The following is a 14,913-nucleotide window of genomic DNA, read 5'->3' on the forward strand; positions in this document are numbered from 1 at the left end:
AGGGTACCAATGCGTATCCCTTTGCTCTCGAGTTCCCGACACAACAAAGAGTACTTCACGACACCATCCTCCACCGTTCTCTCATCTTTAAAAAAATATCCCTTATTTTTTATTGTGCTATACTCGCTTCCTGCATTGACGATGTGTGCTCATCGATTTTCACTTATCGGGGTAACCATCTCGGCATCCAGAAGAAGCATCGCCTCAACGATCTCTTTAAAGAGCGGAGCTGCAATAAGCCCGCCCATGTCCTTTCCGGCTTTGGGTTCTCCCAAAATGACCAACAAGACATTCTCCGGCTTGTCAGAGGGCCAGAAACCGACGAAAGAAGCTACATATCGATGTTCCAAGTACTTGCCCTTTTCTGCAATCTGGGCAGTACCCGTCTTTCCGGAGACGGAGACACCCTGCACATTTGCACGTTTTCCAGTCCCGCGAAGAATGACTTCTCGCATGGCATTTCGCAACCATGCAGCCGTTTCGTCGCTCAACACCTGTCCCCGGGGAGTTCTGCGTCCTTCATAGATTTTTTTTCCCGATCCATCAGTCGCTTCTTGCACGAGATAGGGCTGAAGCAGTGTTCCTCCATTTACGATGGCGCTGATGGCGGTAGCCAGTTGAAGCGGGGTGACGGCAATTCCCTGGCCGATGGCTATATTGGATGGGATCGCCCCGTACCAACGTTCAGGGGTGTACACAAGCCCTTCTTCCTCTCCAGGAAGTTCAATGTTTGTCCGTCTTCCAAAACCCCACTGTGTAAGGGTCTCGTACATCTGCTGCGAACGGAAACGCATACCGATCATAGCCATACCGACATTGCTCGAATTGACAAGAACATCCGTGAGCGTCTGCGTACCGTGGGCTCGTCCCTGAACTTCACGAATAGTCGTATCCGCAACCTTGATTCTGCCTGGACAATTATGAAAGATTTCTCCTTTGGAAACGTAACCGTGCTCAAGGGCAATCCCCATTATTACAGGTTTGAGCGTCGATCCCGGTTCGTAGACGCGGCCGATGACATTGTTCCGTTTCGCCTCGGAAATCTCAAGCGTTTCCCTTCTGTTGGCGTCGAAAGAAGGCCAGCTCACCATACCTTTGACAGCACCCGAGTTAGGATCGAGACAGACCGCCGCCGCCCAGGAAACGTTCTCTCTCACGGCTGCTTTTTCGACGGTTTCCTCCATGATATGTTGGATTCTCGCGTCTACCGTGAGAATTACTTTGCCTGCCTTTGGAGCGGTAATTTCTGCAAGAGGCGACAGAAGATCCAGCGTTTCTCCTCCTGCAGTTCTTACGACGACCCGCACTTGGGGCGGAGAAAAAAGAACCCTGTCCCACGCGCGCTCAATACCGGAAAGCCCATTGTCGTCAATATCGCAATACCCCAGAATATGGGACAGAGAAGAACCGTGCGGATAGATCCTTTTCTGCTCCTTCATGGTGAAAAGACCTTCCAGCTTGAGTTGTTTCAACTCTTCACCACGAACTCCGTCGATTTTTCGCGCCACCCAATGGAACCGCCCTCGAAGAGGCCCCGCGAGTTTCCGTATCGTGCTTTCCTCGAATTTTCCTTTCAACTGCTGCGCCGACTCGGCTTTCCATTCCTGAGGGTCAACGAAGAAACTGATGCTCGGAATGGAAATCGCCAGTGGAATACCATTTCGGTCAAAGATGGTACCTCTACTTGTACTCACCGTCACTTGCGCCCAGTATTGTTTTTTTGCCTGTGCCACAACCCTGGGATCAGGAAATAACTGAATCTCTACGGTACGCCCGGCGAGGAAAAAAAGAGCTGAGACAATCCAAAGCCACGGATTCCGCAACACTCTGAACAAGCGGATCTCACCCCAGGAACCGGATGTCATTCGCGGGCATTTGCAGGCGTTCCCCAAAGAAAACCACTCTTTTGAGCATGTCGCTCACCCTCGGACGCAACAAGAGGCTGTCGCCCCGACGAACCTGAGGATAGACCAGAAGGAATCCGAACAAGAGCAAGATAGGAAGGCGGAACCATTCCGAGCGCCGTTCGAGCGGTTCCGTAGATTTTCTGAGGGGAGACGAGTGAGGCAAGTTGCATTTGAAGATAGGCAAGCTCTTCTGAAGCTTTTTCCGTTCTCTGGGAGAGTTGAGACAGGTGGTTTTCAAGACTCAGGCTATAGAGACGGAGACCACCCAATCCCAGGAAGAAAACACCAAGGATGACACAGGCAATTGCACAAAACGGCGCAACACGAACGTTGCCTCCGATCCGATCGGAAACTGCCATGCCTCACCCTCCTTCCTCTACGCGGAAAAGATGAACCCTCTCAGTTTGGCACTCCTTGCCTTGTAGTTCGCAACGATTTCCTCGTCATCGGCAACGAGAAGCTTTCGATTCCATCTCTTCCCGAAACCATCAGCCTCCCACTTGCGAAAAGCCTGTTTAACGAGGCGATCCTCAAGAGAGTGATAACTCACAAAAACGACGGCAGATCCTCCAGTCACGATGCGAGGACACTGCTCCAGAGCCGCATTCAGCGCCCCCAACTCGTCGTTGACATGAATCCGAAGCGCTTGAAAAAGCTTCCGCGCAGGATGCCCTCCCATTTTTCGCTGCATTGGTGCCGGCAAACCTCTTCGAAGCACTTCCACAACATCCGTCGTGGTGCGCAACCCACCGCTTCGTTCCCTTGCCGCACAAATGAGCTTTGCCATGAAGTAAGCGTGGCGTTCTTCTCCATACTCGCGAAAAATACGCGTCAATTCGCCACAGGGCGCCGTATTCAGAACTTCCTCAGCGGTCAATGACGTCTCATCCGGCCCCATCCGCATGTCGAGGGGGCCTTCGTTCTGAAACGAAAACCCACGTCGAGGCTCCGAAAGTTGAAAATTCGATACCCCAAGGTCAAAAAGAATTGCCTTTACCGGAGCAAAGCCCTGGTCACGAACCAGAGTCTCCAAATTGCGAAAATTGCCCTGGACTGCGACAAATCGTTCTCCAAAAGGCGCCAGCCTTTCCCTGGCAAATTGCAACGCCTCTTCATCCTGATCGATACCGAGCAGACGAATCCCTTTTCGGGCGGAAAGAATTCGTTCCGCATATCCTCCCAACCCAAGAGTCGCATCCACGACATTTCCACAACAGGCGCACTCTTCCAACATTTCCATGACTCTTCCGAGAAGCACCGGGATGTGATGCATCAGAGCCCTCCAAGTTCTCTGGCAATGGCGGAGAAATCTTCAGCCAGGACTTTTTCCTGATGGCTCGTCCAACGTTCACGATCCCATATTTCCACGTGATCACCGTTGCCGATGATGCAAAGCTCTTGATTCAACGCAGCATGTTCGCGAAGAAATGGGGAAATGATCATTCGGCCCGCACCGTCAAGTTGAATTTCGTTGGCCGTTGCAAAGAGAACCCGCATGAAATCCTTGAGCTGAGCCCTTGGAAGAGGCAACGCATCTAATTTTTCGAGAAGGGACTCCCAACCTGTCTGGGGATAGATGGAAACGCAACGCTGCATGCCGACACTGGCAACGACATCACGTCCCAAGCCCTGGCGAAACCGGGAAGGGAGAACGATTCGGCCTTTCTCGTCGAGGCGATGCTCATACGTCCCCACAAACATGGGAATTCCTCCCAATTTATACCACTCTGCTCCACTACGACCCACTCTATCACGCTTTGCGCAAGAGGAATGAGTCTCAGGAACTATTTTTTCCTGAAAAATTCTGCGACGAACGGATCAAAAAGAACACTTCAATAGGAGTCTGACGAGACACAACAACAAAAAACCGTGCACTTCCTCAGTCACCTGAGGAAAGGGGTGCACGGTCGTGTTTCTTTCTATATCTGTGCCATGACGGGAGGAGATTCTTGAACTACACTGTGAAGCATCGAAGCCGAAAGGAGCGGGAGAGCATCGCGTAAGCCGGGTTTTGTCGTGGGCAACCATTTATCTAGGGCAATAGCTCGCGCTATGCCTCAAGCGACCGTACCCGGGAGTCAGCGGGCCGCCTCATCCCCCCCTATTCGGTCTTGCTCCGGGCGGGGTTTGCCTAGCCCGCCAGTCACCTGGCGGCTGGTGGGCTCTTACCCCACCTTTTCACCCTTACCTCGAAAGGCGGTATGTTTCTGTGGCACTTTCCTTGGGTTCACACCCACTGGACGTTATCCAGCGCCCTGCCCTGTGGAGCCCGGACTTTCCTCTCCTCGCGAAAAGCGAGCAGCGGTTGCCTGAGATACTCTCCCGCGGGAAGTAGTATAGCAGCTCCTGCATTGAAAGCGAATTCTTCCGCATATTGCTCTTTTTCCCGTTTCATGGTAGTTGTGTTGAACCCGAGGCAACACCACCGACCCGGTTCTTTTACTCCATCAAGACATGACGACATTCGAATATTTTTTGTTCCCTATTCCACGGGAGGAGGTCTCTCTGTGATCGAAAAAACGTACCCCGCTCCGCCGGAATACGATGTCTTCAAGAGGAAGGTCAGAGAACTGACCGGCATCGATCTAGACTCGTACAAATTCCAGATCCATCGCCGTGTCCATATGCTGATGCAACGATGGGGAATCACCGATTACGACATGTTTTTCAAAACACTTTCTCAAAACGGAGACAAGCTCCGCGAATTCCTCGACTACCTGACGATCAACGTCTCGGAATTTTTCAGAAACCCGAACAGATGGTGGGAACTCAAGGACCAGATCATTCCCGCGTTATTACGCGAACGCAACGACAAAAAGCTGCGCATCTGGAGCGCCGGAGCCGCAACGGGAGAAGAACCTTATTCTCTCGGCATCCTTTCCCTCGAATGTGGACTTGTCATTCCTCCAAAGGTCAAGGCATCCGATATCGACGCGGGAGCGTTGAAAAAAGCGGAAGAGGGGCTCTATCATAAGCGGCAGCTCGTCAGCGTGCCTCCCGCATGGTTGGAGCGCCACTTTTTTCCGGTGGATGCGGAAACCTTCAGGATCAAGCCTTCCGTCAAGGAGCGCGTGCAATTTGTCCGGGAGAATCTCATTGAGGACAAATTCGAAGAGGGAATGGACATTATTCTTTGTCGCAATGTCGTGATCTATTTCTCGCCGGAGACAAAGCTGAAGCTCTATGAGAAATTCTTCCACGCCCTTCGTCCCGGAGGATATCTCATGGTCGGCTCCACCGAACAAATTTTCGAATACCGACGTCTCGGGTTCGAATCTGCGGGGCCGTTTCTCTATCGCCGTCCCAAATAGCTTCGTGCGAGCGTCACGTAGGTCTCGGCATGTTCCCGGATATGGAGGATCTCTTCGGGCACAAGCGATCGCACCGTCTTGCCGGGAATTCCCATGACGAGCGATCCCGGAGGGACAATCTTTCCTTCGGGGACAAGTGCTCTCGCGGCGATGATGCTTCCCTCCCCGACGACCGCTCCGTCGAGCACTGTGGCGCCCATACCGATGAGACAATCGTCTTCGATTCGGCAACCATGCAGGATCACTCCATGTCCCAGAGTGACCCGCTTCCCCACCAGGACAGGCAATTCCCTGGTAACGTGCAGAAGACACCCGTCCTGCACATTGGAAGAATCTCCAACTTCGATGAAATTGATGTCGCCTCGTAATACCGAAGCGAACCACACGCTTGCATCCTTGCCGACACGGACATCTCCCACGAGAACGGAGGAGGCGGCAATGAACGCCGCCTCCTCCGTCTTGGGAAACAGGCCGCCATAGGAAAAAAGCGGTCCTTCTCCATTCACGATGGTACTCCTCCCTCGTGCTGCACTTTTTTGTCTTTCCGCTATCAATGAGACCGAACGATCTCCTTGATTCGCATGAGGCGGCTTAGATTCGCCCTCTCCTGTTCGTCCAGCTTCATAGTGATGAACCGGATCGTCTCCACAAAAGAGGGAATCAACACATGTTCCAGAGCATTGACACGACGACGCGTCCGTTCGATTTCCTTGGCCATGAGCTGGAGAGCCTTTTCCTCGGCGGCCAACGCGATCAATTTTGGAATGAGGCGGGAAAAACGCTCCAATGCCACGTCCAGGCTTCCCGTGGAGGTGGCGAGCCCATAATTGAAAACATTGCCTTCCTGGTGCACCGTGTACTCCGGTATGAGCACGCTCATCACGTTCCGCTCCGTTCGTGTCAGGGTGCACACGGAACCGGAAATGAGCAGCGCCTGTTCCAGCATAACGGGAAGTGTCTGGGCTCTGGCCAAGAGGAAATTCCGGTAACAGGCCAGAAGCTCTTCTTCCGCACGTTCGCGCATGTCTTTGACTTCCCGTGCCCGTTTCAGAAATTCCTTGATGAGCGCATCCTGCTTGTCCTTCAGCAGTTTGTGCCCCCGCTTCGCCACAACGAGACGTTTTTTGAGGCGGGAGAGCTCCATCCTATTCGGATTGACGGTCAGTTGCTTTGCCATGACACGACCTCCTGCCTAAACCGCAGCCGTCTCGGTTACGGCCTCTTCCTCCTTGACGAGTCGCGGCTTGAGGTATTTCTCGATATAGGCGTCACGCACACGCTTCAGTTCTTTCACCGGAATGATCGCAAGCAAATTCCAACCGAGTTCGAGCGTTTCCTCCACAGTCCGATTCTCGTATTCACCCTGGCGAACGTAGCGATTCTCAAATTCGTCAGCAAATTTGGCGAAGGCTTTGTCTTCCTCGGTAAGAGCTCCTTCGCCGAGGATCACCGCGAGTTCCTTAGCTTCCTTTCCTCGCGCATAGGCAGCAAAGAGCTGGTTCATGAGGTCCGCGTGGTCCTCTCTGGTCTTGCCCTTCCCGATTCCTTTGTCCTTGAGTCGGGAAAGAGAAGGCATGACATCCACGGGAGGATAAATGCCCTTGCGATGGAGTCCTCTGCTGAGGATGATCTGTCCCTCGGTGATGTACCCCGTAAGATCCGGAATCGGATGAGTCTTGTCGTCCTCGGGCATTGTGAGAATCGGGAACTGGGTGATGGAGCCGCTTTTTCCGCGCAGACGCCCGGCCCGTTCATAGAGCGTCGCCAAGTCGGTATACAAGTATCCCGGGTAACCCCGGCGGCCCGGAACTTCCTTTCGCGCAGCGGAAATTTCCCGAAGAGCCTCGCAGTAATTGGTCATGTCCGTGAGAATGACCAGCACGTGCATATCCCGCTCGAACGCCAAATATTCCGCGCAGGTGAGCCCGAGCCCCGGCGTGGTGAGACGTTCGATGGCGGGGTCGTCGGCAAGGTTAATGAACAAGACGGTCCGTTCAATGGCACCGGTACGACGAAAGTCCTCCATAAAAAAGGACGCTTCTTCGAAGGTAATACCCATGGCGACAAAAACAACGGCAAAAGCCTCGTGGCCACTGATGACCGTAGACTGGCGTGCGACCTGAGCGGCGATGCGATTGTGCGGGAGTCCACTCCCGGAGAAAATGGGCAGTTTCTGACCACGCACGATGGGATTCATGCCGTCGATGGTGGAGATCCCTGTCTGGATGAATTCGGACGGATAGTCCCTGGAATAGGGGTTCATGGGATAACCGTTGATATCCAAACGCTTCTTGGGGATGATCTGGGCCCCTCCGTCGATGGGTTCCCCTCGTCCGTTGAAAACGCGTCCGAGCATCTGTTCGGAGACAGGAAGGGTCAGAACCTTTCCAAGAAAACGGACCTTCGTCTCCTCAAGATCAATTCCCGTCGTCCCCTCGAAAACCTGCACAAGAGCCTTGTCCGTCGTGATCTCCAAGACGCGCCCCCGGCGGCGTTCTCCCCCGCTGAGTTCGATTTCCACAAGTTCATCGTAACGAACCTGGTTGACTTTCTCGACAACCATGAGCGGTCCGGAAAGATTCGTGACGGTACGGTATTCCTTAGGCAACATCGGTCTCACCACCCTCGGGCATGACTTCGCCGATCTGATCGCTCATTTCTTTCAGCAGCGCGTCGAGTATCTGCATATTCTTCTCTTCCACATAGCGCATGCGTGCAATACTCTCCCGCACAGGAAGTTCAAGGATCGTCTTCAAAAGAGCCCCTCGGGAAAGCGCTTCCATGCTCATGTGGTGAAACTCCAGGATGTTGCGGAGCATTTTGAACTGCTTGTCCATGGAGGCGTAGGTATCGATCTCGTGAAAAGCATTCTGGTGCAGAAAATCCTCTCGAATGGACTTTGCCGTTTCGAGGACCATGCGCTCCTCCTTCGAGAGGGAGTCGATGCCCACAAGGCGAACGATCTCCCGAAGCTTGTCCTCGTCCTCCAGAAGAGACATTGCCTCGGTACGAAACACGCTCCATTCCTCGTCGTAAATGGCGTCCCAGTAAGCCCCCAGCGTGTCCGCGTAGAGAGAATAGCTTGTGAGCCAGTTAATCGCTGGAAAATGTCGCTGGTACGCAAGAGCCGCGTCGAGCCCCCAAAAGACCTTGGTCACTCGGAGGGTGTTCTGCGTCACCGGTTCCGAAAGGTCGCCACCAGGAGGCGAGACGGCTCCGATGACGCTGACGGCACCTTCTCTCCCGTCGGAGCCATGACAGATGCACCGTCCCGCACGCTCATAGAAGGAGGCCAGACGCGTCCCCAGATAGGCGGGATATCCCTCCTCCCCGGGCATTTCCTCGAGTCGCCCGGAGATTTCCCGGAGAGCTTCCGCCCAGCGACTGGTCGAATCCGCCATGAGCGCGACAGAATATCCCATGTCGCGAAAATACTCCGCAATCGTGATTCCCGTATAGATACTCGCCTCTCGGGCCGCCACGGGCATGTTCGATGTGTTGGCGATGAGTACCGTGCGCTTCATCAGAGGATGCCCGGAACGAGGGTCTTCCAGTTCCGGAAATTCAAGGAGCACGTCGGTCATCTCGTTTCCCCGCTCGCCGCAACCGATGTAGACAACGATTTCGGCATCGGCCCACTTTGCCAGCTGGTGCTGAATCACGGTCTTTCCCGAGCCGAACGGTCCGGGAACGCAGGCGGTTCCGCCTCTTGCCAAAAGGAAAAACATGTCCACGACACGCTGCCCGGTCGTCAAAGGCACCTCCGGAGGAAGGCGCTTCGCCACGGGACGAGGTTTGCGAACGGGCCAGCGCTGGAGCATGCGAATCTCATGGATCTTCTCTCCCTCGGCGATCAGGACAACGGGCTCTTCCACGGTTTTCTGGCCGGAGAAGATCTTCTTCACCGTTCCCTGGACTCCCAGAGGGACAAGGATCCGATGTTCCACAAGAACTGTTTCCTGGACAATCCCCAGGACATCCCCCTGGGCAACGGCATCGCCTTCCTGCACCGAGGGAACGAATTCCCACTTTCTGTTCCTCGGAACTGCGGGAACGGCAATACCCCTGGAGATGTACGGGCTTTTCGCGGCATCTTCGATAAGCATGAGGGGACGTTGTACACCGTCATAGAACTGCTCGATCATCCCGGGCCCCAATTCGACACTCAGAGGTTCTCCGGTGCTGACAACCCGTTCTCCGGGCATAACACCGGAGGTTTCCTCATAGACCTGGATGGAAGCCGTATCTCCCTTGATTTCGATGATCTCTCCGACGAGACCGAGATCTCCCACCCGGACCACATCGTACATGCACGCCCCGGACATCCCCTCGGCAACAACGAGAGGGCCTGAAATCTTCGCAATCTTACCCGCTATCGTCTTTTCCTGGGCCACCGGTTATCCCCTCCAAATGAACGATCTTCTCGGCTGCGCCCTTCGGCGACCTCCGCTCGAATCGTTCAGAGTCATCATTTCTGTTCTTTCGTTCTTGCCCGAAAGGCAAACAGGCATTTCAGGGAACCTCTGAATAAGGCTGCGTCAGCCCCGCAGGGCGCCTTACAGATCCTGATGCGACCCGAATCAAGGGAAAGCGCGGAAGGTCTTTATTCAGAGCTTCCTCAGGATTGAACCGAAAAGATATCCATTCCCACGGCCTGTTCCACGCTCTTTTTGATGTTGCGGACACCAACACCCCAGGAGCCTCGTTGATCCGGGATCGGAATGATGCTTACGGGCAAAGTGTCGTTCAGTTCGTCCACAAGTTCTCTCAGTTCTTCAAACCAACGTTCCATGAGAAACACCACGGCATGCGTTGCGGCAAGACGCTGCAGAACCTGCCTGATCTCCGTCACCTCGTTTCCGGGGATGAAGGGTTCCACACCTACCGCCTGAAAGGGCAGCACCGTCTCGTAATCACCCACCGCCGCCATACGCTGTTCCGTCGTTTGGTTTTTACGCGACGTCACGGCGCATCAACCCCCTCACCACATCCCTGTCCATTCCGCTCGCCTTGGAGACGAGAAGAATACGCAAGTTGCGCGTTTCCATCTCCTTGAGCCAAAGATAGCGGAGTACGTTTTCCGGGGCAAAGGGAAGGTAGGCACTCTTCCCGAGAAGCCACGTGATGAACTCATCCAAACCCTTTTCCAATTCCACAAGAAAGGTTCCCGGGTCTTCAAAGTTTTCAATCTCCCGAAAAACGCGACTCACATCCGCATAGGCAACGGACCTTCCCCATCCTTCGAAAGGTTCTGCATAGAGACTGAGAACGCGCTCCCGAGAAATTGCACCTCCATCATGCACAAACTGCTCCACCAAGGACTGGTCGAAACCAAAACGCCGAAGGCGGAGGATGGTCCGGAGATTTTCCGCATCCACACGCCCTTTGAACCACGCTGCCACGCCAACAAGTTCAAGCTTTCCAACCTGTTCATCCATAACCTTGAAGAGCTGTCGGTCAAGTCGCCGTTCGATTTCCAAAAGGTCCTGTGTCTGTTCCCAATGGGCGACACACCCCGGCAGGAGCTGAGCCAGCCCGAAGGGGAGAGTGCGGTAATCCTCGCTTTCTATTGCGGTGACGAGATCATCCCCAGGGATACTTCCCAATGAGGTCAGCAGATCCCATCGTCGAGGCTGCCCCCTCCGTTGTCGGAAAAGACTTTTAAGAACGACTTTTACGTTGTGGAAGTCGTAGGGAAGCCGAAAAAGAAGCAGCAGCTCTTTATCGGGAACGAACTGGCGAAGCTGGTCGTAGATGAAGAGCAGTTCTTTCTCGATGAGACTGTCGAAATCGACATCACTTTTCATTTCCGGCAACCATGAGGCGTATCCCGTTTCAGAGAGCATCTTGAGCGCGGAAGCAAGATCCTCCGCGTCAAGAATGCGCAGCAAGGTGCTTTCCTCGACGAGTCGGCGTTCCATCGCCCGCAGGCGAGCTATGGTATATTCGTATCTCCCTGCCCGGGCCATGCGTCCACCTCCTCGCGTCAGGAGGGAAAGAGGCGCTGTACCACGTCGGCCTCAATCTCTTCCTGGACAGATCGCACCAACATCTCCAACGTACAGTTGATGTCCACCTTCCCCCGCTGCAGCACAAATCCTCCACGGGCAGCAACACGCACATCTCCCAACGCTACGGACATGCCTTTTTTCTGGTTGAACGCGTCCAGCCACGCCTGATCGAGATGGCGCTCCTCCGTTGCCAGAAGAAGGACATCCTTTTCCTCAGGCTGGGCACTCTCCAGAAGAGATGTCATGAAAGCAACGTATCTCCCCTTGGGAACAGCAGCTAGGGCACGCAAGGCTTCATCGTAGGTTTTTTCAATAAGAGAGCGGCGCATACCCAGATCAATCTTCTTTACATCCAGATCAGCCACGATCTCCCTACGACGAAGGATCTCCTTCTCCTCTTTCTTCAGACGTTCCGCCGAAGCACGTTCCAAACGGTCGATCTCTTCCTGTGTCTTGAGAGCAATCTGACGTTTTTTCTCTTCCGCCCTCTCAAGAATCTCTTCCGCTTCCCGCTGGGCTTCTCCTTCTATTTTCTTCTTGATATCCGCAAGAGCCATTACGCCCACCCTTTTACGCCTACAGTTTGATGCTGTTCAAAAGAATGATGCTCATGAGGAGAGCGAGCACTGCGTAGGTTTCCACCATGGCGGGAAGAATGACGGCCTTGCCAGTTTCCTCAGGACGTTTTGCGATCATTTGAATACAGGACGCGGACGTCTTCCCCTGGGCGATTGCCGAAAAATAGCCGGCAACAGCAATGGGAAGACAGGCGAAAAGAATTCCAACCCCCTGCCACAGGCCGACGGTAACCGGCTCTCCGCCGAGCAAGCCGACCTTGAGAATGACGAAAAAGGCCGTCAGAAGCCCGTAGATTCCCTGCGTACCGGGCAATGCCTGGAGAAGAAGGACCAAACCGAATTTTCCCGGATCCTCTGTCATGACCCCGGCTCCGGATTCTCCGGCGATACCGACACCGATAGCGGACCCGGAACCCGCGAACCCCGCGGCCAACGCGGCACCCAGCAAAGCCAACATGGTTCCCATGATATTCTCCATCGTGGAACACACTCCCTTCGGATTTCACTCAAGAATGGGATAAACGATTCGTTTGGTTATTCCGGATCCTTGCAGATGGAAACATAGCGAGTCTCGTAGCGCAACGGATTGATGGCTCTCCCACCGGCGCTGAAGAATTTGCTGAAAAATTCCACATACTGGAGACGCAGCGAGTGAATAAAGGCACCCAAAATGTTTACCGCCAGGCTGAAGGCGTGCCCTCCAAAAAAGATCAACAGTGCAAGCGCCCAACCCACATAGGGGATGTCCCACACAAGCGTCGCGAGCATGTTCACGATCATCGCAATGGCAGCAGAGGCCAATCCGAGCGCCAAAAGGCGACTATAGCTGAGAATGTCCCCAAGATAGGACGTCACGTTGTACAGGCTGAGCATGCCTGAAATAGCCTTACCCGCCACTCCGGGCTTCTCTCGCCCCTGCGTCACCACGAGAATCAACGCACCGAGCAGAGCCATTCCCTTGGCTAGCGAAACAAGCGCCGGTGAAAGGAGGTCCTGAGTTCCAGCACCGAGAAGGAGAAGCCCCATCAGGAGCAGCAGCCATCCGCCCTGATCTCCCACCCCGGCGAGGTACTCCCCCTTACGGAGATTTTCCGCCAAAGCGATGCAGAGGCCGAAAAGGATCTGGACGACTCCCAACGCGAGAGAAATGCCAAGAAACGTGATCGGATCGTTCATGGGATCGAGCACCATCATCTTGTCCTTCAGCGGTTTTAACGCCGAAAGAAAGGGAAAGGCGTCGATCATGTTTCCCATCCACGTTCCCGTGAGCATGCCCACAAACACGGTGGAAATCCCTCCCAGGAAAAGAAGAACGAAGAACTTTTTCGTTTCCCCCGTGATCGGAAATTTCCGCAACGCATAAAGGAGAAGCCCCGCCATGATGAGCCCGTATCCGCCGTCTCCGAGACACATACCGAAGAACACGAAAAAGAACGGAGCCATGAACGTCGTGGGATCGACACCACCATAGGAAGGAGCTCCGTAAAGCTTGGTGAGAGGCTCGAAGGGATGGACCCAACCGGGATTTGAAAGCACCGTCGGGGGCGAATCGAAAGGACCGGGATCTTCCGTGAGGAGTTCCATTTCCGTCTCAAATGGAAACAGTACTTTCTTCACGTCGGGAACCCGACTTTCAGGGCACCAGACCTTGGAGATGACCACTTGTTCCGTCCGTTCCCCCCGAACCAAGGTGTCAAGCCGAGAGCGCAGGACGGTGAGGTAATCCAATAATTTTCGCATATCCGGAACAAGTTCTTCCGCATCGGTGTCGGTCATGTGCAACAACGCTCGTTCCTCCGCGCCAAGGTCTTCAAGAAGAGCCGCGAGACGCTGTTGTTCATTTTCCACGGAGTCGGAAAGCTCTGCAGGCAATTCGATCCTGGAAAAAGCAAAGGCACCAAGAGTCTCTTCAACCTTTTTTGCAGAATCCGCCGGGAAAAAGAGAGCGACCAAGGCATCCTTGTCCTTTTTTTCACCGCCACCGAAGACAAGTACTTCTCCGAGTGATCCCGTCTCTTCCGCAATATCCGACTGAAACGCGTCGATAGAGTCCTTCGGCAAAGAACCGAGCATACCTCGAACGCTCTCGGTTCCCCGAGTCAAAATTGAAAGACTGTAGGGAAACCCGTGCAACTTCTCCAACAGCTTGAGAAGCCCTGTGCAACGTCCTACTTCGGACCGGATTTCGGAAAGGCGCCGTTCCCGATCCCGGAAAACTCCGGCAAGATTCCTCACACCTCGTTCTCCGAGGAGGGTTTCAAGTTCCTCAAGATGGACGCTTGGCCTCTTCCCCAACGCACGAGCCAAAGCACTCTCCGGATCGGAAAAATGAGGTTCCAGAAACCGAAGAACAAAGCGCACATCTGCCAATGCGTCGTCCACATCCTGAAGACGGCGCAACGTACTCTGCGCCTCCACTCTTTCGCTACCGGAACTCTCGATGAGTTCGCAGCATCCGAGAGATTGAATGAGGTCCAGCACACGCTCCTCTGCGGAACGATGGATGACAATGCTCAGTTTTTTAACCTTTTCCACTGCCATATCTCGTCATCACCTCTTCCGCGATCCATTGCGCCACATCCTTAACGCGTTTCTCCACCCCCGAGGCAAAAACATTTGCATCTTCTTTTCCTCGATGTACAATCTCCCGCGCCTTCTCCTCCGCCGCAGCCTCAAATTTCTCGACGTTTTCCTTGAAGAAACGGGTGGTTTTCTGTTTTGTCTCCTTCAAGCGAATGTCCATCTCATTCTGAGCCGCAGCAATGAGACGAGCTCCCTCGACACGTGCATTCTGAACAGTTTGGCGAGCGTTTTCTTCTACGGCGCGAATTTCTTCAGCGATATCCTGTACCATGCCGACTCCACCCCCTTCCTTGCACAGTTCCTGAGCGCACGTCCTCAGTAATACGAACTCCGGGGAATTGCATGTGCCTTCGGTATTGTATGACGTGCCTGCAAATTGTGTCAAACGTAACAATCTTTCTGCCCAAATGAAAAAGCCGGAGGAAGGATATTCTGATGACCCTCACGTTTTTCTTTCGCTTGTGAGGGAAAAGGAAACAAAGAGCGCTGACCTGAGCCATTTATAGCATAAAAGGAGGCCGTC

General features: G+C 53.9%; 15 protein-coding genes and 1 other RNA gene. 1 reads left to right on the top strand and 15 read right to left on the bottom strand.

From position 1 onward, the window contains the following. Window positions 1-149: 149 nt before the first annotated feature. From Q1K49_RS05395 to rnpB, 5 genes are all read right to left on the bottom strand, one after another. Window positions 150-1,826 carry a penicillin-binding protein 2 gene (locus tag Q1K49_RS05395; protein ID WP_300523729.1) on the bottom strand — a complete coding sequence of 559 codons (1,677 nt, stop codon included), beginning with the start codon at window positions 1,824-1,826 and terminating at the stop codon, window positions 150-152. A gap of 35 nt (window positions 1,827-1,861) precedes the next feature. Next, window positions 1,862-2,266 (bottom strand): hypothetical protein, encoded by a 405-nt coding sequence (locus Q1K49_RS05400; RefSeq protein ID WP_300523673.1) that lies wholly within the window; start codon window positions 2,264-2,266, stop codon window positions 1,862-1,864. 17 nt (window positions 2,267-2,283) lie between these two features. Further along, window positions 2,284-3,180 carry a 16S rRNA (cytosine(1402)-N(4))-methyltransferase RsmH gene (gene rsmH / locus Q1K49_RS05405; protein ID WP_300523676.1) on the bottom strand — a complete coding sequence of 299 codons (897 nt, stop codon included), beginning with the start codon at window positions 3,178-3,180 and terminating at the stop codon, window positions 2,284-2,286. Continuing rightward, window positions 3,180-3,608, bottom strand: a complete 429-nt coding sequence (gene mraZ, locus Q1K49_RS05410; protein ID WP_300523679.1) for a division/cell wall cluster transcriptional repressor MraZ — start codon at window positions 3,606-3,608, stop codon at window positions 3,180-3,182. Before mraZ ends, rsmH begins: the two co-directional genes overlap by 1 nt. 284 nt (window positions 3,609-3,892) lie before the next feature. Next, window positions 3,893-4,228: RNase P RNA component class A (gene rnpB / locus Q1K49_RS05415), an RNA gene on the bottom strand. Between the two features lie 186 nt (window positions 4,229-4,414). On the opposite strand from rnpB, the gene Q1K49_RS05420 reads away from it, so the two are divergent. Beyond that, window positions 4,415-5,218 carry a protein-glutamate O-methyltransferase CheR gene (locus tag Q1K49_RS05420; RefSeq protein WP_300523681.1) on the top strand — a complete coding sequence of 268 codons (804 nt, stop codon included), beginning with the start codon at window positions 4,415-4,417 and terminating at the stop codon, window positions 5,216-5,218. Here Q1K49_RS05420 and Q1K49_RS05425 read toward each other — a convergent pair. The 10 genes from Q1K49_RS05425 to Q1K49_RS05470 all read right to left on the bottom strand — a co-directional run bounded on the left by Q1K49_RS05425 (window position 5,200) and on the right by Q1K49_RS05470 (window position 14,661). Next, window positions 5,200-5,724 carry a gamma carbonic anhydrase family protein gene (locus Q1K49_RS05425; RefSeq protein WP_300523684.1) on the bottom strand — a complete coding sequence of 175 codons (525 nt, stop codon included), beginning with the start codon at window positions 5,722-5,724 and terminating at the stop codon, window positions 5,200-5,202. The two genes, Q1K49_RS05420 and Q1K49_RS05425, sit on opposite strands and share 19 nt — an antisense overlap. Window positions 5,725-5,768: 44 nt before the next feature. Continuing rightward, the gene (locus Q1K49_RS05430; protein WP_300523687.1) at window positions 5,769-6,395 is read right to left on the bottom strand and encodes a V-type ATP synthase subunit D; all 627 of its coding nucleotides are present in this window, start codon (window positions 6,393-6,395) and stop codon (window positions 5,769-5,771) included. A 15-nt stretch (window positions 6,396-6,410) separates the two neighbouring features. Beyond that, window positions 6,411-7,829: a V-type ATP synthase subunit B gene (locus Q1K49_RS05435; protein ID WP_300523689.1), complete on the bottom strand. Its 1,419-nt coding sequence runs from the start codon at window positions 7,827-7,829 to the stop codon at window positions 6,411-6,413. After that, window positions 7,819-9,612 (bottom strand): V-type ATP synthase subunit A, encoded by a 1,794-nt coding sequence (locus Q1K49_RS05440; RefSeq protein ID WP_300523691.1) that lies wholly within the window; start codon window positions 9,610-9,612, stop codon window positions 7,819-7,821. Before Q1K49_RS05440 ends, Q1K49_RS05435 begins: the two co-directional genes overlap by 11 nt. Before the next feature lie 224 nt (window positions 9,613-9,836). Further along, window positions 9,837-10,184 (bottom strand): V-type ATP synthase subunit F, encoded by a 348-nt coding sequence (locus tag Q1K49_RS05445; protein WP_300523694.1) that lies wholly within the window; start codon window positions 10,182-10,184, stop codon window positions 9,837-9,839. After that, window positions 10,171-11,187 carry a V-type ATPase subunit gene (locus Q1K49_RS05450; RefSeq protein ID WP_300523698.1) on the bottom strand — a complete coding sequence of 339 codons (1,017 nt, stop codon included), beginning with the start codon at window positions 11,185-11,187 and terminating at the stop codon, window positions 10,171-10,173. Before Q1K49_RS05450 ends, Q1K49_RS05445 begins: the two co-directional genes overlap by 14 nt. Window positions 11,188-11,204: 17 nt before the next feature. Further along, the gene (locus Q1K49_RS05455; protein ID WP_300523699.1) at window positions 11,205-11,786 is read right to left on the bottom strand and encodes a V-type ATP synthase subunit E family protein; all 582 of its coding nucleotides are present in this window, start codon (window positions 11,784-11,786) and stop codon (window positions 11,205-11,207) included. 19 nt (window positions 11,787-11,805) lie between these two features. Then, window positions 11,806-12,285 (bottom strand): V-type ATP synthase subunit K, encoded by a 480-nt coding sequence (locus tag Q1K49_RS05460; protein WP_029166529.1) that lies wholly within the window; start codon window positions 12,283-12,285, stop codon window positions 11,806-11,808. A 56-nt stretch (window positions 12,286-12,341) separates the two neighbouring features. Then, window positions 12,342-14,348 (bottom strand): V-type ATPase 116kDa subunit family protein, encoded by a 2,007-nt coding sequence (locus Q1K49_RS05465; RefSeq protein WP_300523702.1) that lies wholly within the window; start codon window positions 14,346-14,348, stop codon window positions 12,342-12,344. Further along, entirely contained in the window at window positions 14,329-14,661 is a 333-nt protein-coding gene (locus Q1K49_RS05470) for a cell envelope biogenesis protein TolA (protein WP_300523703.1), read from the bottom strand. The genes Q1K49_RS05465 and Q1K49_RS05470 overlap by 20 nt, the downstream gene beginning before the upstream one ends. Window positions 14,662-14,913: the final 252 nt, after the last annotated feature.

The sequence above is a fragment of the Aminiphilus sp. genome (assembly GCF_029975095.1).
Classification (GTDB): Bacteria; Synergistota; Synergistia; order Synergistales; family Aminiphilaceae; genus Aminiphilus.

Coding starts and splice junctions, on each gene's coding strand:
- Q1K49_RS05400 (WP_300523673.1), bottom strand. CDS start 2,266: ATGGCAGTTTCCGATCGGATCGGAGGCAACGTTCGTGTTGCGCCGTTT.
- rsmH (WP_300523676.1), bottom strand. CDS start 3,180: ATGCATCACATCCCGGTGCTTCTCGGAAGAGTCATGGAAATGTTGGAA.
- mraZ (WP_300523679.1), bottom strand. CDS start 3,608: ATGTTTGTGGGGACGTATGAGCATCGCCTCGACGAGAAAGGCCGAATC.
- Q1K49_RS05430 (WP_300523687.1), bottom strand. CDS start 6,395: ATGGCAAAGCAACTGACCGTCAATCCGAATAGGATGGAGCTCTCCCGC.
- Q1K49_RS05435 (WP_300523689.1), bottom strand. CDS start 7,829: ATGTTGCCTAAGGAATACCGTACCGTCACGAATCTTTCCGGACCGCTC.
- Q1K49_RS05450 (WP_300523698.1), bottom strand. CDS start 11,187: ATGGCCCGGGCAGGGAGATACGAATATACCATAGCTCGCCTGCGGGCG.
- Q1K49_RS05455 (WP_300523699.1), bottom strand. CDS start 11,786: ATGGCTCTTGCGGATATCAAGAAGAAAATAGAAGGAGAAGCCCAGCGG.
- Q1K49_RS05460 (WP_029166529.1), bottom strand. CDS start 12,285: ATGGAGAATATCATGGGAACCATGTTGGCTTTGCTGGGTGCCGCGTTG.
- Q1K49_RS05465 (WP_300523702.1), bottom strand. CDS start 14,348: ATGGCAGTGGAAAAGGTTAAAAAACTGAGCATTGTCATCCATCGTTCC.
- Q1K49_RS05470 (WP_300523703.1), bottom strand. CDS start 14,661: ATGGTACAGGATATCGCTGAAGAAATTCGCGCCGTAGAAGAAAACGCT.